The following is a 17,215-nucleotide window of genomic DNA, read 5'->3' as shown; positions in this document are numbered from 1 at the left end:
GAGGGTGGATCATATTCGTACTAGTAGTGGGCAGGAAAAGGGGGCTGCGGCCCTTTGAGTTTTGAGAATCCCGCCTGCAGTCCGACAGCTCCCGGCGGAGGGTTAACCTTTCCTTCGTTTGACGATAGGGGGCATTCTGATGCTGGTGGGAGTGGCCCTGTGTGATCAAGGCGGGGATTCACCTGGCATGGTAGGAGCCGCTGGGGCTTCACCCACAAACCGGTGCATGAGATAGGCATCCACGTAGCCCAGCTTCGCATGATGGAATGCCAGGGGCAGGGTGGCCAGGATCTTGAAGCCGTGCCGCTGCCAAAGTCGCACTGCCGTGCCGTTCGTACTGACGACGATGTTGAACTGGATGGCCCGGTAGCCCAGCCGTTCCGCCTCCGCGATGGAGTGCTCCGCCATGATGGAGCCGACGCCCATGCCGCGGGCACTGCCGGCGGTCATGTAGCTGCCATTGGCGACATGGGCCCCGCGCCCGGGTTGATTGGGTTTTAGGATATAACTGCCGATCACCCGGCCGCCGCCATTCACGGCGACATAGGCGTGGTGGCCTGGAGCGAGCCAGTAAGCCAGCGCTTCTGACTGGCTCATGTGCTCCGGGAAGACGTATGCATCCCCACCCTGGATCACCTCATGGAAGATGTGCCAGATGGCATCGTGGTGCTCGGAGGCAGCGGGTAAGAGATGGATCATGGCGATGGCCGGAGGCGGACAGACTGCTCTTGTCCAACTTAGACCATGAACCAGCACCGAACGACAACCTTTTTTGGACCGTCTCCAAGTTAGGGTGAAAACCTCCTGGTGTGGCAGGTTGTTTCAAGGGGGCGAAATAAGTGCGGCACCGTCGGTACCAAGGTCTGCCCCTGCGGGTTGCGGCCCTTTTGAGCCGGACGGCGTTGGGCATCAGGTGTGAATCTCGATTCACTTCTTCTTCCCGCCTCTAAATGCACCGCAACACTCCGGGCGTCTTTTCCCCAAGCAGGTTCTGCGTCTCCAGTTGGCCGGGCCGGAAAGCTTGTAGAACGACTCGGGAGAATGTTGCTTGCGCGTGTGAAGAGCAGCCGCCCCATGTCCGGGACTCGGGCGGCGTGATCATCCTCTCCCAGCAATCAGGCGCGTGGCAGAGTGAGATAGGGGGAGGTCACGCGCACGCTCTTGCCAGCCTGGCTGCCGGTCGCCACATGCACGCGGGCCAGTGCGGGCTGCGGGGCGTGGTGGAACACACTCATGAACTGCTCCCAGGGATGAAGCACCGCGTTCATTGCTGCGTCTAACAGTTCTTTGCGGCGGGCTGCACTCCTGGCGCGACGGGCTTCTTTCATCCGCACGCGTTCGAGCACGGCAGCCAGCACCCGGCTTTGCGTCAAGGTGGGCACCTCGGCGGTCTGGGGATTGAGGATGCGGTATTCGCTCATGGAGATGGAGTTCTCCGAGTAGATGGTCGTCTCGATGGAAGTGGTCTCGCTCTCGTCAAAATGGCGGGTGCGGTCAGTCGTGGTGTTGGTTTTCATGTTCTGATGGCCTTGTGGGCGGCTCTTATCCAACTTCTTGTTCTCAGCACTGCGATTGTGACGCGGGGTTGAAGTCAGTTCCGTCTTCATGGGTTTAACGGACCATACGCACAGCGAACTGGATAAGACTGTGTGCGTCTCTTGAGGCTACCTCTCAGGTATGCTTGATGTCCTTTCTGGCCGCGGGATGCGTGGGGCCAAGAGACCTGTGAGGTGTATTAAGAAAATCGGGAGACCTCAAACCGATGCGGTTGCGGCGAAATTTGCCATGGCCATCATCACTCTTAGAGGGGTAAAGCGGGATGAGGCGCTTCAGAGCCAGTTTTCCAACGGAATTTGAACATTTTCAGGGCGGATTTTTGCGTTGATTCTGAGGGCTTTAGAGGGGAGGGGGAGCGCGCATTCAGGCGGTGGCAAAAAAGTCACCAGCCCATTACGGCCAATCTGGAGTTTCCGGCGAATATCACGAAAATGTTCGCCTTCCCAGACACCTTATCTGCCCACGACGACCGGCCCCATTGCGCAGGACAGATCTCGCCGAGTCGCCAGGTGGAGCCGCGACTTTTTCGTCCGTTCGTGGCCGGGAAGGAACGTGGTGAGTCTGTCCGTCGTCGGGCTCGACGCCTGGCGGAAATACCGGACAGTCTTTTGAAACCCTTTGAACCGTGGCGGACGAGTCTCCCACGTGAAGTGGTGCGGAGAGCCTTGGATTGGTGTGTGGAAGGCGCGGAGGATTCTCATGGGATTGGTCTGCTTGGGCCAGATGGGATGGGCAAGACGCGGATGCTTGTCACGTTGCTCCTGCGGTTGCCGGACACTTGCTCTTGGATGTATCTGCCGGCCTCCCGTTTGGCCACTGCGGTGACGGATCAACACGATGATGACGCCCGGGTGGTGCAGAGAGCCAGGCGCCTGCTCAGTGAAGCACGTCGGGTGCGGGTGCTGTTGTTAGACGACATGGGTGAGGAAGACGCACCTCGGGAGGCTGCGCCGGAGCTTGAAGCTCTGCTCGACCACCGGGGTTCTTGCGGCCTGCCTGTTCTGTGGACGAGCCAGTTCAGCCTGAACGAACTGGCTGCCCGCTATGGTGGCGAAGGATGGGCCATCGTACGACGCCTCACCCAGGCATCGTGGCTGGTGGAGATGGCGGATGCGGAAGGGTGAGACTGGCTCTGCCGCAGAAGCGCGGGGGCCTCCGCGATCGAAACGGAGGTTTATGCAGGACTGGCGGAATTAGGGTGAATCTTTATCGCTTCGTTGCCACCTTGAACCGTTGCAGCGTGCGATCCCGTTCTGTGGCGTGATCGACTATCGGAAGGGGGTATCCTTTGGCCAGAGGCAGGCCATTCGTGGGCGGTGCAAAGAACATCTCCGCCGGGACGTCTTTCAACTCCGGCACCCAGGTCTTGATGTACTTGCCCTCGGGATCGTAGCGTTTGGTCTGGGTCCAGGGATTCTGGATGCGGAACCACGGCGCGGCGTCGGCACCGGTGCCTGCGCTCCACTGCCACCCGCCATTGTTGCTGGCGATCTCCCCGTCCACCAGGAGTTGCATAAAGTGGCTCTCACCCTCCATCCAGTGCACATGAAGATCCTTGGTGAGGAACATGGAAACAATCATACGCACACGGTTGTGCATCCAGCCGGTGGCGAGAAGCTGGCGCATGCCGGCATCCACCAGCGGAAAGCCTGTGCGGCCTTCTTTCCACGCTGCGAGACCGGCGGGATCTTGGTGCCAGGAAACGCCGCGGAGGTCTGGGTTGAAGTCGGTCTCCAGCACCTCCGGGTAGAAGTGGAGAACAGCCATGTAAAATTCCCGCCAGGCCAGTTCTTTGATATAAGTGTTGATGCCTGACTGTGCCGCCGGCTGTCCGCCCGCCTGGGCCAGCGCCTGCTGACAGCGATGATAGAGCTCCCGGATGCTGATCAGGCCGTATCGCAAGTCCGGACTGAGCTGCGAGGTGCCGGGCACGGAAGGGAAGTTTCGCGTTTCCTCGTACCGGGGGAGCCTGACGCTGTCCACAAACGTCTTCATCCGGTCGCGAGCGGCTTTTTCGCCGGGGGTGGGCAGGGTGGCGGTCGGCTCTGGCAGGTGCCAGTGAACCACTGTGGGGAGGGGGAGGCTCTTGATCTTCGGCGAGGGTGCGTCTCCCAGGGTGCGTACCTTGCTGAGAGGCTGGGCTTTGGGAAGCGACAACCAGTTTTTGGAATAAGGAGTGAAGACCCGGTAGGGGCCGCCATTGCCAGTGAGCACCTCCTGTGGCTGGTGGAGCACGGCGTCTTTGCAGGTATGAAACGCCACGCCGAGCTTGTTGCAAAGAGCGATCACATGGGTCTCGATCGTCTGCCCATAGGGATCGGGATCACGGTTTGTATAGAGCGCGGTGGCCCCCGTCTCGCGAATCAACCGCTCGATTTCTGACACCGTCTCTCCAGACCGGATGATGAGACGGGAACCGATTGCCTCCAGATTCTTGGCCAAAGACTCCAGATTGCCGCACAAAAAATGCTGGCGATTGGGGCCTGTCCAGGCGTGCGCCTTCTTCCAACTGCTGAGGACGTAAAAGGGGATCACCTGAGTGGAAGCCGTCTGAGCGGCGTGTAGGGCAGTGTTGTCTGTGAGTCGCAGGTCGCGGCGAAACCAGTGCAGTGAGACGGGTGTTTTGGTCAACATCGGAAGGGGAAGACGAAGTTGCAGCTATACGTCGGCTGCACCGCAACCGGAGGCATGCTTTAATTGTATCAAGGAACTTTTCCTCATTGCCCGGTGAGGAGGATGTGTGCAGATTTACGATTCTGAATTTTCGTTCATCTATTTCATCATCCGCCCTCTCCTCATTCTAGTACATGTCGCGCTTTTGGAAGATCTATGTTCCTGTTTTTGTAGTGATTACGGCGGCAGCCATTGCCGTGGTGGAATGGAGGCGGAACCGTGAAAAAGACGTTCGTGCTGAAGAGGTGCCCCTGGATCTGGACCAAAAGAAGATGATGGGGTTGTCCCGCGTGGGGTCCGGATTTCTGGTGTGGGAGCGCCGCACGAAGTCGGGAGCTTGGGAGATCTGGTCGAAGCGCATCAACGGCGGCAAGGAACGCCGTCTGGTGCCGACTGAGTCTGGGCGGGATCACTTCTGCCCCAAAATTTCCCCCGACGGCAGGCGCTTGGCCTACCTGAGCTATCCGCGGGGGTCCACAGGCTACCCTGGGCATGTGGGGCGGTACGGAGTGCTGTGGGTGATGGACCTGAAAAGCCGCAAACGCCGAGTGGTGGCTGCGGAAGCTCGCAGCTATGCGGAGCACCGTGCCGTGGTTTGGAGGGGGGAGGACCGGCTGTGCTTTATCGACAACAAGGGATTTACCCAGGAGTTCAGCTTGAGCACGGGGCAGACGACCCGCCTGCTCAAGCAGCCCAGTGAGGTGTTTGGTTACCTGATGAGTCCAGACGGGAGGCATGCCACCTCCGGCACGCCAGAATTTGCAAGGGTGGATACGGAGGCCCAGACCCTCTGGCATGAACAGAGGCAGAGCGGCTGTCAGCCCTACTTCACCGCCGACAGCAAGTGGGGGTTTTGGATGGGAGGGGCCGGCGGACCTGTGAACAAGATGCGTCTGGCCACGCGCGAGATCGGCCAGATCCTGCAGAAGGACGACGAGCGCCTGCACGGAAAGCGGAATTACATCTACTTTCCCATGGTTTCTCCGTGTCAACGGCTCATCGCGTTCGCTGCCTCCCCGGACAGCCATGACCACTTCGAGGCGGACTACGATCTGTACCTCGCCCACCTGAACCCGGTGACACTGGAGATCATTGGCAACCCTGTACGTTATACCAGTTTCAAGGGAACGGACCGTTATCCCGACGTGTACCGGACAGAGCTGCCCCTGGGCACCCGGTATGTGGAAGGGGAAACTACCTTGGACTTTGCGGTGAAGGATGTGGGGAAGGGGCCATGGGGCTGGCACATGACCGGCAAGGTGAACTATGAAGGGGACAAGGTGCAGCACACGTTCAAAAAACCGGGTGAATACTGGATTGAAGCCCGACAGCTTCCGGATGGGAGAAAGTTGCGTGGCTACGTGCATGTGAGCCCCCCTGCTCCGCCCAAGGTGGAAGGCGCCCGGCGTGAGGGCAAGGATGGCATTGTGGTGGATTTCGACGAGCCTGTTGACAGCAGGGAGGCCATCGTCAAGCTGGCGGATGGCACCGTGCTGAATGGCTGGAAACTGAGTGAGGGGGATCTTTCCCTTTCCGTGAAGCTTCCGGAGCAGTCGAAAGATGCAGAGGCACTGGTGATCGAGGGCTTCAAGGACCGGGCGCAACATCCCAACCGGATGGCGGCGACGGCCCTTCGTGTGCCCAAGGCTGCCTGGCCGGCCACCGATGAAGGGCTTGTTTTTGTGTGGGAACAGGTGCGGGGGCTGACGAAGCTGCCCAATGGGAACCCCTGCACCGTGGTGCCTCAAGGGGTGGCCTTCTGGGATCAGCGGGGGGCGATGAAATTGCGTGGCGGCTGGTTTGATGCGCCGGATGCCGGTGAGCTGGTTTCTTCGGAATGCCGCAAGACTCATGAGGTGAGCTTGGAAATGGTGATCACGCCCCAGGGCAACGTGAAGGAGAAGGAGGACCGGCGCATCCTGACGCTGGCAAACAATGACCAGGAGCGCAATCTCACGATCATCCAGCGTGGGCCGCGCCTATTTCTCTGGATGAGGACCCCGGCCAACGGCCCGGCGGGGGATGTGGAGGAGACCTCCCTGGCGGTGGTGCAGAAGGGATACCCCCACCACCTCGTCCTGGCCTACGGCAAGGATAAACTGACCGTGTATGTGGACGGGCAGGTGGCCTGGACTAGAAACCGCATCACGGGCGACTTCAGCAACTGGGAGTCCATGAAGATGCGTCTGGGTGCCTCATCAGAGGGCAAGCAAGCCTGGCGTGGCGAGATCGAACGGGTGCTGATCTACAATCGCAAGTTGAGGGACGAGGAGGTGGCCCAGCATGCCAATTCGTCCATCGTGATGTCGGGACAGCGTCTTCCCGTGAAGGAGGGCGTCGTTTGGGCGAAGTTGACGGAGATGTCTCCCACGCCCACGTTGCAGGAGTTTCAGCCCTATACTGAGGCTCTCGTCAATCACCTCTATGAAGTGACGGAGGTGGTGGAAGGGGTGGGTGACCTTGGGGTGAAACCCGGGGATCAGATCGTGGTCTCCCACTGGAGCTGGATGGGCGCGCACCCCCTCCCAGCCCAGAAGCTGCAACTGGGGCAGACCTTGAAACTCCGGTTGCAACGCCCGGAAGATCATCCAGAACTGGACAGCCTTTTTGTGAAGGATGGGCTGAGCAGTGGGTTCGATGCGCCAACCTTTCATGATGTCGCAGAATGGGACGCGGCACCGGAGGGGAAGGGGGGCGGAGATGTGCCTCAAGTGGCGCGTTGAGACGCTGCGCTGGTTGAGGCGGCTGCGGCAGGGTGGTTGGCGACCACGGAGATGCCCCCGGTCTGGACGAGGAGACTGATGTCCCACTCGAGACCTGTGGCCAGAGTGGGGGGCCATAAGCGGCGAAGGTGCCGGTGACGGCCCCGTATGGTGACGTGGGCCCAGTCGACGAGCTGTCAGGAGTCGCCTTCTTTCCAGTTGCGGGTGTCGGAGGCGGCGTCCACGGGCTTGAACGTGCTGCCAAGTGGGGCGGCAGCTCCCATCCCCGGGTCCCATGTGCTTGGGAATGGCGATTGCGCCATCGAGGAGCATGAAAACACGGTTCAATTTTGTCCTCCCCCTTGCCCTTTCCCGCAATCCGCCTCTAATGCGCCTGCTTTTCCCGATTCTTCACGCCCGTCTCCCATGTTTTCCGCCCTGCTCGATGCCTTTGCCCCTGGTGCCAAACTTCCCCGTTGGGCGACTGGCTTGATTCTGTTGGTGCTGGTGGGCGCGGGCTGGTTCTATGTGGAGAGGGCTGTGAAACATGGCTACGAGGTCAACGTGAAGTTGCAGCGGACCATGGACACGGAGGTCAAGGATCGTTTCAACGGCGATGAGGCCGCGGCCGCAAAGGCCAACCGGCCAGTGAACGCGTACGACCTGAATGATCAGCGGGTGTACATGAACTACGGGAAGGGGCTCCGGGAGTCGAACTACGAGATGTTCATCACCCGTATGCGAATGCCGCTCTTCATGTACCTGCTTTCAACCACGGCAGATTCCACCCTGCGCCCTCAGGATCCGGAAGGGTTGAAGAAATTCTACAACGAATACTTCCCCGTGGCGCGGGCCTTTAACATTGGCCTCTCCGTTGTGCTCTTGGTGGGGTTGTTTTTTGCCTTGCGGCATTGGCTGGGGAACTGGATGGGGCTGGCCTTCTGTCTGATTGTGGCCTTTCAGCTGTTCATCCTGAAAGCACCCTATGTGCAGCCTGAGGTGCTGGTGGCGACCCTCATCGTGGTGGCGGTAGCCTGGATCGTGCGAACCCTTCAGGACCCGAAGTGGTGGCATGCCCTGATCGCGGGATTTTTCCTGTGTGCCTGGCACATGAGCAAGGCCAATGCCCTGGTGGCGCTCGCTGCGGCGGGCGGCGTTATGGGCCTGCAGCTCATCTTTGCCGGCAATAAACGCCGGATCGCCATCCTCATCGCCGGACCTGTGATGGTGTTGGGCTACATGGTGCCGATCTCCCCGTACCTCTACACCTCGTACAAGACCTTCGGCAATCCGCTCTACAACGTGCAGAGCATGTACTACATGTGGGCGACCGATGTGGACGACAAGCACGACATGCAGGGAATGGGGCTGGACCGGTCTCTGGAGAGTGTGGACAAGGATGGGGATGGGAAAGTGGACAACCCGGATGAACTGCCGAGTGCCAGGAAGTACTTCCGGGAGCACTCGCTGGAGAGCATCGAGCGGCGGGTGGAGCGCGGGGTGGTGATGATGTTCAACAACGCGCTGGCTGAGTATCCGCCGTTCTTTGTCATGCTGCTGCTCTGGGGGGCTCTCATGCTGATGGCGATGGCGGTGAACTGGGAGCAGGCGTCTCTAGGACTGCTGAAGTGGAAGTGGGAGTTGCTCTATGTGGCGGGACTCATGACGGCGTTCTGCTACCTGTTCGGGTGGTTCACCACCCTCAAGGTGGGGCCGCGACTGGTGAATTCCATCTCGCTGGTGCCGCTGTTGTTCTGCATGGCGGTGGTGCATGGGCTGCTGAAGGACATGCCAGTGCGACTGGCAGGACGGACCTTCTCACTGGAGAAACTGCTCATCGCAGGGTTCCTGGTGATCTGGCTGGGATTCACCGCCTTGCATCTGGCCGACGACCTTAACGGGGGCTACTTCGCCGGATAGGACTGATTCTGAGCAAAAAATGCCCGATGGCGTAACGCCGGGTGGTTTGTGACATCCACTTCTGTCACTTCTTTTTGCAGGGCCGGAGATTGCCATGAATTTATACTGGAATTGATTTATCCCGGCTGTGCCGTTCGTTTTGGACTTACGTAGGAACACGATAACGTCATCCCGACCTTCTCAACATGCCAGCTTCAGCAGCCAGTCTCAGCCAGAGTGAATCCCCCGAGAACCCATCCAACCCGCGTCGTCCGCTGGTGGGCTGGATCTGTGCCGTGGGGCTTGTGGTGCTCTTTGCCGTTTCGATGATGCTTGTCCCGCCCGTGACGAATGCGGCCAAAGCACTGCCGACTCCGGAGTGGGCATTGTTTTTTGGGCGATTCCATCCCATCGCGGTGCACTTGCCTGTTGGGGTGCTTATCATGGCCGCCTTCATGGAAGCTCTGGTCATGCTTCGCTTTCCTCTCGGACAGGCGGTCAGGGGGTCCGTGGGATTTGTGATGGGCTTTGGGGCCTTTGGCTCGATTGTGGCGGTGGTGTTCGGCATCCTGCTTTCTCGCGAGGGCGGGTACAAGGGGGGCATGTTCGCCGCGCACCAGGCGCTGGGCATCGCCACGGTGGTGGGGTCGCTTTTGGCCCTCATCTTCAAGCAGATCTCCGAAGATAGTGGCGGAAGGATCCGGTTCGTCTATCGGGGGTTGCTTTTCCTCACGCTGGGGATCATGAGCGTGGGCGCGCACTTTGGCGGCAACATGGTGCATGGCAGCGACTACCTGCTGGAGTATGCGCCGAAAGACGTGCGCAACACGGTGCGGACGGTGGAGGCCAAGGTGGTGGACTTTTTTGCGCCAAGTGCAGCGCAGGTTGAGGTGACACGCGTCACCGCTGAGACTGTGGCCACCGAGCCCGCTCCGGTCGGGACGCCTGCCCCAGCCATGGTGCCGGAAACAAATGGGACAGAAGTGGGTGGCGGTCCTGCTGCCCCGGCTCCGGCCGTGGCGACGGTGGACACGGCGGGCAGCCCGACGTTCTACGCGGCGGTGGTGGCCCCGCTGATGGAGGCCAAGTGTAACAATTGCCACAATGCCGACAAGACCAAAGGCGATCTTCGACTCGACAATCATGAGGCCATCTTGAAAGGGGGCGAAAGTGGCGACAATGTCGTGGCGGGCGATCCTGAGAAGAGCCTGCTGGTGGCTCGCATGAAGCTGCCGCTGGATCATGACGACCACATGCCTCCGGAAAACAAGGATCAGCCGACCGCCGAAGAAATTGAGTTGGTGGCGATCTGGGTCAAAGCCGGTGCCAGCAAGGATCTGAAGGTGGCTGACGCCCAGGTTCCGGACAACCTGAAGCCGACGCTCCAGGCACTCCTTTCCAAGGCCAAAGGTGGCAGTGGTGGAAGTACGCCGCCGGTCATGTTGACCCTGGCGGAAGCGGCAGCGCAGGCCCCAAGCGCGGGCGGGGTGGATCCCGCCGTGGCGGAGGCCATGAAGAAGATCAATGGTACCGGGGCTTCCCTGGCACCAGTGGCTCAGAATGCCAAGGAGCTGCGCTTCACAGCGCTCAATGTGGCGCGTGACTACAGTGATGCGAATCTCAAGGAGCTGGAGTCTATCGGTAGCTCTCTGGTGGCGCTCGATCTGGCTCGCACCAAGGTCACCGATGCAGGGTTGGCTGCTCTGGCCAAAATGACCAATCTCAAGGAACTGCATTTGGAAAATACGGCGGTGACGGATGCCGCTGGGTCCAGTTTGAAGGGGCTGGCGAAGCTGGAGTACCTCAACCTGTACGGTACGAAAGTGACAGACAAGATCCTTGGCGATCTGGAAGGGTTGAAAGCGCTCAAGGCGCTCTACCTCTGGCAGACGGGAGTGACCGAGCCGGCGGCGGAAGCCTTCCGCGCCAAGCGCCCCGGCTTGCTGGTGAACATCGGCTGGACGGAGAAGGACAATGCAAAAGTGGTTGCGGCACCTGCCCCTGCACCCGCTCCTGAGAAGCCCGCTGCGCCTGCTCCAGCTGCTGCTCCGGCAGGGAAGGCTGACCCCAACTCTAAAATCTATGCGGACATCGCGGCCCCGATCCTGGCCGCCAAGTGCAATGCCTGCCACGGCTCGGAGAAGAGCAAAGGCAAGCTGCGCATGCACACCTTTGCGGATCTGCTGAAGGGCGGTGGCGACGGTCCCACGACGGTGATCGCGAGCAATGCCAAGGAGAGCTTGTTGCTGGTACGGGCCAAGCTGCCGCTGGATGATGACGATCACATGCCGCCGAGCGATGAGCCCCAGCTCACCAAAGAGGAGCTGGCACTTCTGGAATGGTGGGTGGCGGAGGGAGCCAGCGAGACGCTGACCCTAGCGGCGGCCAAGAAGTCTCCAGAGATCGAGGGGTTCGCCAATGCTTATCTTTCCGCCAAGAAGCCTGCTGCTGCTCCTGCCCCTGTGGTGGCCAAAGTGGAGCCGAAAGCTCCTGCGCCAACGCCTGCGCCTGCTCCGGCTGCAACTCCTGCTCCGGCCAAGCCTGAAAGCGCAAAGGTTGTGGCTGGCGGGGGCAAGGCTCTTGACCCCAATGCCAAAATTTACGACGAACTGGTTGCGCCCATCCTGGCCGCCAAATGCAACGCCTGCCACGGAACAGACAAAAGCAAGGGCAAGCTTAAGATGCACACATTTTCCGACCTGCTCAAAGGCGGCAGTGATGGTGCCACCACGGTGATCGCTGGCAACACCAAGGACAGCCTGCTGCTGGTGCGTGCCAAGCTGCCCAAGGAGGACGACGAGCACATGCCGCCAGCTGATGAGCCGCAGCTCAGCAAGGAAGAGCTGGCCTTCCTGGAGTGGTGGATCGCCGAGGGGGCAAGTGAATCCCTGACCTTTGCCAACGCCAGGAAGACCCCGGAGATCGAAGTGATCGCCAAGGCGCTCTACGCTGCCAAGCCTGCCAAAGCTGACGGTGGCAAAAAGGTTGTCGAGAAACCGAAGCCCAAGCCCCTGACAGATGCGGAGAAGAAGATCATTGCTGAAGTGTCTGCCAAGGTCACTGCGCTGAATGCCTCCATGATGGCGGTGTCTCTGGACAGCGAGCAACTGCGTCTCGGTACGGTGAATGCAGCGGACAAGTTCGGTGACAAGGAGCTGGCGCTGCTGGCTCCTGTGAACCCGCATCTCATCTGGGTGGATCTGGCCCGGACGAAGGTGACGGATTCAGGACTCGCCATGGTGGCGGGGATGACCAACCTGGAGCGCCTGCATCTGGAGAATACGGCAATCACGGATGCCGGACTCGATCACCTGGCCAAGCTGGGCAAGCTGGAGTACCTCAATCTCTACGGTACCAAGGTGACCGATGCCGGCCTGGCCAAACTGGCCGCTGCCAAATCCCTGAAGAAGCTCTTCGTCTGGCAGACAGGGGCTACGCGGGAAGGGGCGAAGAAGCTGGAGGCTCAAATCCCAGGTCTGGTTGTGAATGTGGGGCTGAGCGAGGCTGAAATTGCCAAACTCATAGAGTCCGCCCAACCGCCGCCGAAACCTGCCGAGACCCCGAAGCCAGCCGCCGCCCCAGCCAAGCCCGAGGAGAAGAAGCCGGAAGCGAAAAAGCCTGAGACACCAGCTGCGGCTCCTGCTCCGGCAAAACCGGCCGACGCGAAGCCCGCGGAGGTCAAGAAGCCTGATGCAGCGCCTGCACCCGCTCCCGCTCCTGCGCCAAAACCTGAGGAGAAGAAGCCTGATGCCCCGCCAGCGGTGCCAGCCCCTGCTGCGGACGCCAACAAGAAGTGAGGCAGATGGAAATGACGATCTGAAGGGGTAGCTGGCGACTTGATCGGAGCCCCTTCAGAACTTTTGATGATCTCGGAATGAAGGTGCGGCGTTTTGCCGCACTGCAAACACCACTCTGACTGATCCGCAACGACAACCCGCCCTGGTGCGTATATATCCACCTTGTCTCCCGTCACGAAATGACCACTCACGGCTTGATGCCCGGGCGGGAGCCAGCCTAAGGAAGAAGAGGATGAACCGTTTTTTCAGCATGACGAAAGTGACCGGCCGCGAGCCTGGACGCAATGTCCAGCAATCCAGAGGGTCGGTATTGACCGGCATGGGGATGTCTATGGGGATCAGCGCAGGGCTGTTGCTGAGCTCTTGTGAGCGCCTGACAGAGAGCATGGAGATCAAAGAGTCTCGTGTGATTTCTGAGCATGCCATCATGCCCAAGGCGGAAGCGACCAGTGCCGAGAGGTTCTTCGACACCCAACAAGCACAGCCACCCGCTGAGAATCCGCTCGCATGGATCACTCCGGAAGGCTGGACGGAGGCACCTGCGGGATCCGGTGGCGGCATGCGGCTGATCGATCTGAGATTCGGACCCAATCAGGAAGGGGAGTGCTATCTCTCGATCATGCCGGGCCAGGCGGGCGGTCTTGCGGCGAACGTCAATCGCTGGCGGACCCAAATGGGGCTGCCGCCCTACTCGGAAGCGGAACTGGCCGCGCTTCCCAAAAAGACCTTTGTGGGTCGGGATGCCACCTTTGTGGCGTTCGATGGTGATTTCAAAGGGGTGGGTGCAGAAGCCGCCGCCACCGGCTTTCGTATGCTCGGGCTGGTCCAGGAAGCCCCCGAGTTCACGCTTTTTGTCAAACTCACGGGTCCAAAAGACCTTGTTGTCAAGAATGAGGCCGCTTTCGACCAGTTTGCGAGCTCCATCAGCCTGAAACGATAATCTCATGAGCGCCTGCCTGGGTTCATGGAAAAAGTTCTGATCTAAATCCGAAATCAGCCTCAGCGGAGCGGAAGCCATCACTCCGGATCCACCTCTCAATTTTTACTGCGAACCGCAACTCTTTCCCGTCAATGCCTGCCGTCAAGCCCACTCCGCCGCCACGATCTGCCGTGCCGCTCCACGTGAAGCTCTATCACTTCTTCGCCTCTTTTGGTCTGGCGACAGTGGTGCTGGTGTTTCTGCTCCTGATCACCTTCCTTGGGACTCTGGAACAGGTGGAGCATGGCCTGTATGACAGTGTGAGGAAGTACTTCGATTCCTTTGTGATCACGAGCGTGGATCTGGCCTGTTGCCTCCGCGCCATGCACGTCCACTATCAGGGCAACTGGAACCTGCCGGTGCTGATTCCAGGCGGCATGACCCTCATGGCGGTCCTGACCGTGAACATGGTCCTTGGGGGGCTCATTCGTATTCGCAAGACAGGCCGCACGTTTGGGGTCATCGTCACTCACGGTTCCATTGTGTTCATGCTGGTGGCGGGGCTTGTCTCCTTCGTCTTCAAGAAAGAGGGAGCGGTGCGACTGGCTGAAGGACAGGTGGCGGATGAGTTTCAGAGCTTTCACGATGTGGTGATTGAGATCGAGCGTCTGGAACCCGTCTCAAAGGATGGGAAGAGGACGGCGATGGTGATTCCCGGACGTCAGTTTCAGGATCTGACGGGTGGCAAGGCCCGCACTTTCGTGAACAAGGATCTTCCTTTCGACCTGATGGTCATGAACTACGAGGTGAACTCTGCCCCCAAAAAGGCGGCAGGTTCCTCAACCAGCCGGGAGGTGGCGGACGGATATTTCCTGCAGACCCTCAAAGAGGAGCTCGAACAGGAGCGCAATGCTGACGGTGCGTATGTGAAGGTCACCCCCAAGAAGGGTGGGGAGGCTGTGAAAGGTATCCTGTGGCGCTTCGCGGCTGCCCCCTTCTCTGTGAAGGTGGGGGACGAGGTCTATGGCATCTCCCTTACAAGAAAGACCTACAAGCTGCCGTTCTCCGTGCGCTTGGATGACTTTCAGCGCGAAGTCCACCCTGGTACGGAGCGCGCGCGCAAGTTTACCAGTGTGATCACCAAGATCACCGGTGAGAACGAAGAGAAGAAGATCATCACCATGAATGAACCGCTGCGCGATGAGGGGTTTGCCTTGTTCCAGTCGGCATTCGATGTGGGCGAGCGGGGAGGCGCCATGGTGGAGTCTTCCACGCTGCAGGTGGTGAACAACCCCTCTGATCACTGGCCGCTCTACGCCATGCTCGCGACGATGGCTGGCATGCTTGGTCACATGATTGCCCAACTGGTCCGCTTCCTCCGTAAACCTGCTTCCCGTTCCACCAAAGCTTTCCAGCCGGAGGCCTCCTCCAGCGCCAGCACCACCAACCCTGCCACGCCATGATTGTTCGTTCTTTCCTCAGCCTGTTTCTTGCCGCAGTGGTGCCTGCGACCGCGTTGGTGGCGCAAGATCCCGCGCCTGCGCCCGCAGCGCCTGTGCCGGCACCGGCAGAAAAAGTCCAGCTTCCGGCGGCTCCGCAGATGGCGGATCTGGCGACGGTGTTGGACCCGGAAGTCGTTGCTCTGCTGGCTGGCTTGCCGGCCCAGGAGTCTGGGCGAATCAAGCCGTTGGATACGATCGCGCGCTTTCGCTTGCTGCGCTTCAGCGGGCGGCAGTCCATCCCAGTGACGGAGGATGCAAAGTCCTCTGGCAAGCCGCTCACCGATCCGGTCACGGGCAAGGAGTTGCTCAATGCCAAGGGCAAGCCCTACAAATTGAGTGCCACCGAATGGCTGGCTCTCACCTGGTTCCGCCCGGACATTGCGAAGGATCTGCGGGTCTTCATCGTGGACAACTCGGATGCGATCATTGAGATCGGCGTTAAAGCCAAGAACAAGCGGGATCGCTACTCTTACAACGAGCTGGTGTCAGGCCGGTCGAACCTGATGAAAAAGATGCAGGAGATCCGCGAGGTGGACTCCAAGAACCGCAACCCGGTGCAGCGGGCGCTCGGCAAGCTGGCGATGGATTTCCTCGACTACGAAATGATCATGGGGCATTTCGACTTTGCCCGCGATCCGTTTGGCGGTCTGGCCGCCACGGTGCCGACCGACATCCTCGCAGCAGGCGAGAGTGGGAAAGTGAGTGTCGCAGCCTTGGTTCCCAAAATTCAGGCGCATCTACAGGCGCACCCGGAAGCGGCGGCACCTATGAACAATCCTTGGCTGCGCGAGTATTTTCGCGCTGTGTTGGGCGCGCTGATGAGTGGCAATTCGGAAACGGTGCTCCGCATCTTTCCGCCTGACGACCAAAAGGTGGAGATCTGGTACGGGCCGGGTTCTGTGCTGCAGACGGCCATCGAAGGAACCGCGGCCAAGGCGGATGAACTCAAGCTGCTGGCTGAATATGAGAACATTTACCGGAGCCGGATGGATGTGGCCAAGTTCAAAAACAGCCTGGAGGCGTTTCACAATCATGTGGTGAAATCTGCCGCGGAACGTGGGGAGAGCGGTCACATTGCGATGGAGCTGAAGTACCACCAGAAGGACTACTTTTACTATGCGCTTATCCTCTTTGTGGCGGGTACGATTGCGCTGGGATTGAGCTGGGTGGCGCCGGAGGCTCTCTGGGGCAGGATTGTACGCGCCCTGTGCTGGCTGCTCATGCTTGCTGGCGCGGGCTACGGGACCACGGGGATTGTGGTCCGCTGCCTGATCATGGAGCGGCCTCCTATCACGACACTCTATGAGACCATCTTGTTCATCGCGGTTTCATCCGTCTGGCTGGGACTGCTGATGGAGGGGTTTGGTCGTCGGGCCAAGGGGCTCGGGCTGGCGGTGGCCTGTCTGGCGGGGATGTCTGGACTCTTCCTCTCCCTGCGATTCATGGAAATGGACGGCGCTGACACGCTTCAGGAACTGCAGGCGGTGTTGATCACGAACTTCTGGCTGTCCACACATGTGCCCTGTATCAACCTCGGCTACGCAGCTGGCATGGTGGCCGCCATCTTTTCGATGATCTACTTCGTGATGCGACTCTTTGGCATCGCCAAGCACAAGGACGAGACTTCCAAGGACATCAGCCGCATGGCCTACGCCTTTGTAATGGCCGGCCTGTTCCTTTCCCTGGTGGGCACGGTGTTGGGAGGCATCTGGGCCAACTACTCATGGGGTCGCTTCTGGGGATGGGATCCCAAGGAGAACGGAGCGCTCATGATCGTGCTCATGAATCTGATCATTCTGCACGCACGCCTCGGTGGCTATATCCGGGAAGTCGGTTTCCATGCTTCGAACATCGTCTTGGGGATGATCGTGGCGTTTTCCTGGTTTGGCACCAATCAGCTTGGAGTGGGGCTGCATGCGTACGGATTCACGGATGGCGTCTGGACTTGGCTCTACCGCTTCTGGGCTCTGCAATCGGCTTTCCTAGTTTATGCAGTGATCTTGCATTTTCTGGACAAGTCGGACAAGTCGGACAAGCGGGAGGAAGGGGCGGCGCTGCCTACCGAGATGGTGAAGGGATAAAAAGCAGGGGCACAGAACCGGCATCGTTCTACGATGCCGGAGCGCCCGGGAGAGGGGTGACCTTGTTGCAATTCTCTGGGCATCA

Annotated in this window: 10 protein-coding genes; 7 read left to right on the top strand and 3 right to left on the bottom strand. The window is 59.8% G+C overall.

Annotated elements, in window-relative coordinates; translation table 11 throughout:
* Positions 1 to 165 precede the first annotated feature (165 nt).
* Positions 166 to 699 carry a GNAT family N-acetyltransferase gene (locus tag VSP_RS21955; protein WP_009963387.1) on the bottom strand — a complete coding sequence of 178 codons (534 nt, stop codon included), beginning with the start codon at positions 697 to 699 and terminating at the stop codon, positions 166 to 168.
* 416 nt (positions 700 to 1,115) lie between these two features.
* Complete coding sequence (locus VSP_RS21950; RefSeq protein WP_156345126.1) at positions 1,116 to 1,517, bottom strand: hypothetical protein; 402 nt, start codon at positions 1,515 to 1,517, stop codon at positions 1,116 to 1,118.
* Between the two features lie 471 nt (positions 1,518 to 1,988).
* On the opposite strand from VSP_RS21950, the gene VSP_RS43145 reads away from it, so the two are divergent.
* Positions 1,989 to 2,681 carry an ATP-binding protein gene (locus VSP_RS43145; protein WP_198141209.1) on the top strand — a complete coding sequence of 231 codons (693 nt, stop codon included), beginning with the start codon at positions 1,989 to 1,991 and terminating at the stop codon, positions 2,679 to 2,681.
* Positions 2,682 to 2,763: 82 nt separating this feature from the next.
* Here VSP_RS43145 and VSP_RS21935 read toward each other — a convergent pair whose 3' ends face one another.
* Positions 2,764 to 4,191, bottom strand: coding sequence for a cryptochrome/photolyase family protein (locus tag VSP_RS21935; RefSeq protein WP_009963383.1), 1,428 nt, complete (start codon positions 4,189 to 4,191; stop codon positions 2,764 to 2,766).
* Between the two features lie 173 nt (positions 4,192 to 4,364).
* On the opposite strand from VSP_RS21935, the gene VSP_RS21930 reads away from it, so the two are divergent.
* The 6 genes from VSP_RS21930 to VSP_RS21900 all read left to right on the top strand — a co-directional run bounded on the left by VSP_RS21930 (position 4,365) and on the right by VSP_RS21900 (position 17,130).
* Positions 4,365 to 6,953: a LamG-like jellyroll fold domain-containing protein gene (locus tag VSP_RS21930; RefSeq protein WP_009963381.1), complete on the top strand. Its 2,589-nt coding sequence runs from the start codon at positions 4,365 to 4,367 to the stop codon at positions 6,951 to 6,953.
* 405 nt (positions 6,954 to 7,358) lie between these two features.
* The gene (locus VSP_RS21920; protein WP_009963379.1) at positions 7,359 to 8,852 is read left to right on the top strand and encodes a hypothetical protein; all 1,494 of its coding nucleotides are present in this window, start codon (positions 7,359 to 7,361) and stop codon (positions 8,850 to 8,852) included.
* 185 nt (positions 8,853 to 9,037) lie between these two features.
* Complete coding sequence (locus VSP_RS39815; protein WP_009963378.1) at positions 9,038 to 12,628, top strand: c-type cytochrome domain-containing protein; 3,591 nt, start codon at positions 9,038 to 9,040, stop codon at positions 12,626 to 12,628.
* Positions 12,629 to 12,878: 250 nt separating this feature from the next.
* Positions 12,879 to 13,568: a hypothetical protein gene (locus tag VSP_RS39810; RefSeq protein ID WP_156345131.1), complete on the top strand. Its 690-nt coding sequence runs from the start codon at positions 12,879 to 12,881 to the stop codon at positions 13,566 to 13,568.
* A gap of 131 nt (positions 13,569 to 13,699) precedes the next feature.
* The gene (locus tag VSP_RS21905) at positions 13,700 to 15,010 is read left to right on the top strand and encodes a cytochrome c biogenesis ResB family protein (protein WP_009963375.1); all 1,311 of its coding nucleotides are present in this window, start codon (positions 13,700 to 13,702) and stop codon (positions 15,008 to 15,010) included.
* Complete coding sequence (locus tag VSP_RS21900) at positions 15,007 to 17,130, top strand: cytochrome c biogenesis protein (protein ID WP_009963374.1); 2,124 nt, start codon at positions 15,007 to 15,009, stop codon at positions 17,128 to 17,130. Before VSP_RS21905 ends, VSP_RS21900 begins: the two co-directional genes overlap by 4 nt.
* Positions 17,131 to 17,215 lie beyond the last annotated feature (85 nt).

The organism is Verrucomicrobium spinosum DSM 4136 = JCM 18804 (genome assembly GCF_000172155.1).
GTDB lineage: Bacteria > Verrucomicrobiota > Verrucomicrobiia > Verrucomicrobiales > Verrucomicrobiaceae > Verrucomicrobium > Verrucomicrobium spinosum.
Note: the sequence above shows the minus strand (reverse complement) of the source record. Positions and strands in the feature narration are given on the sequence as shown.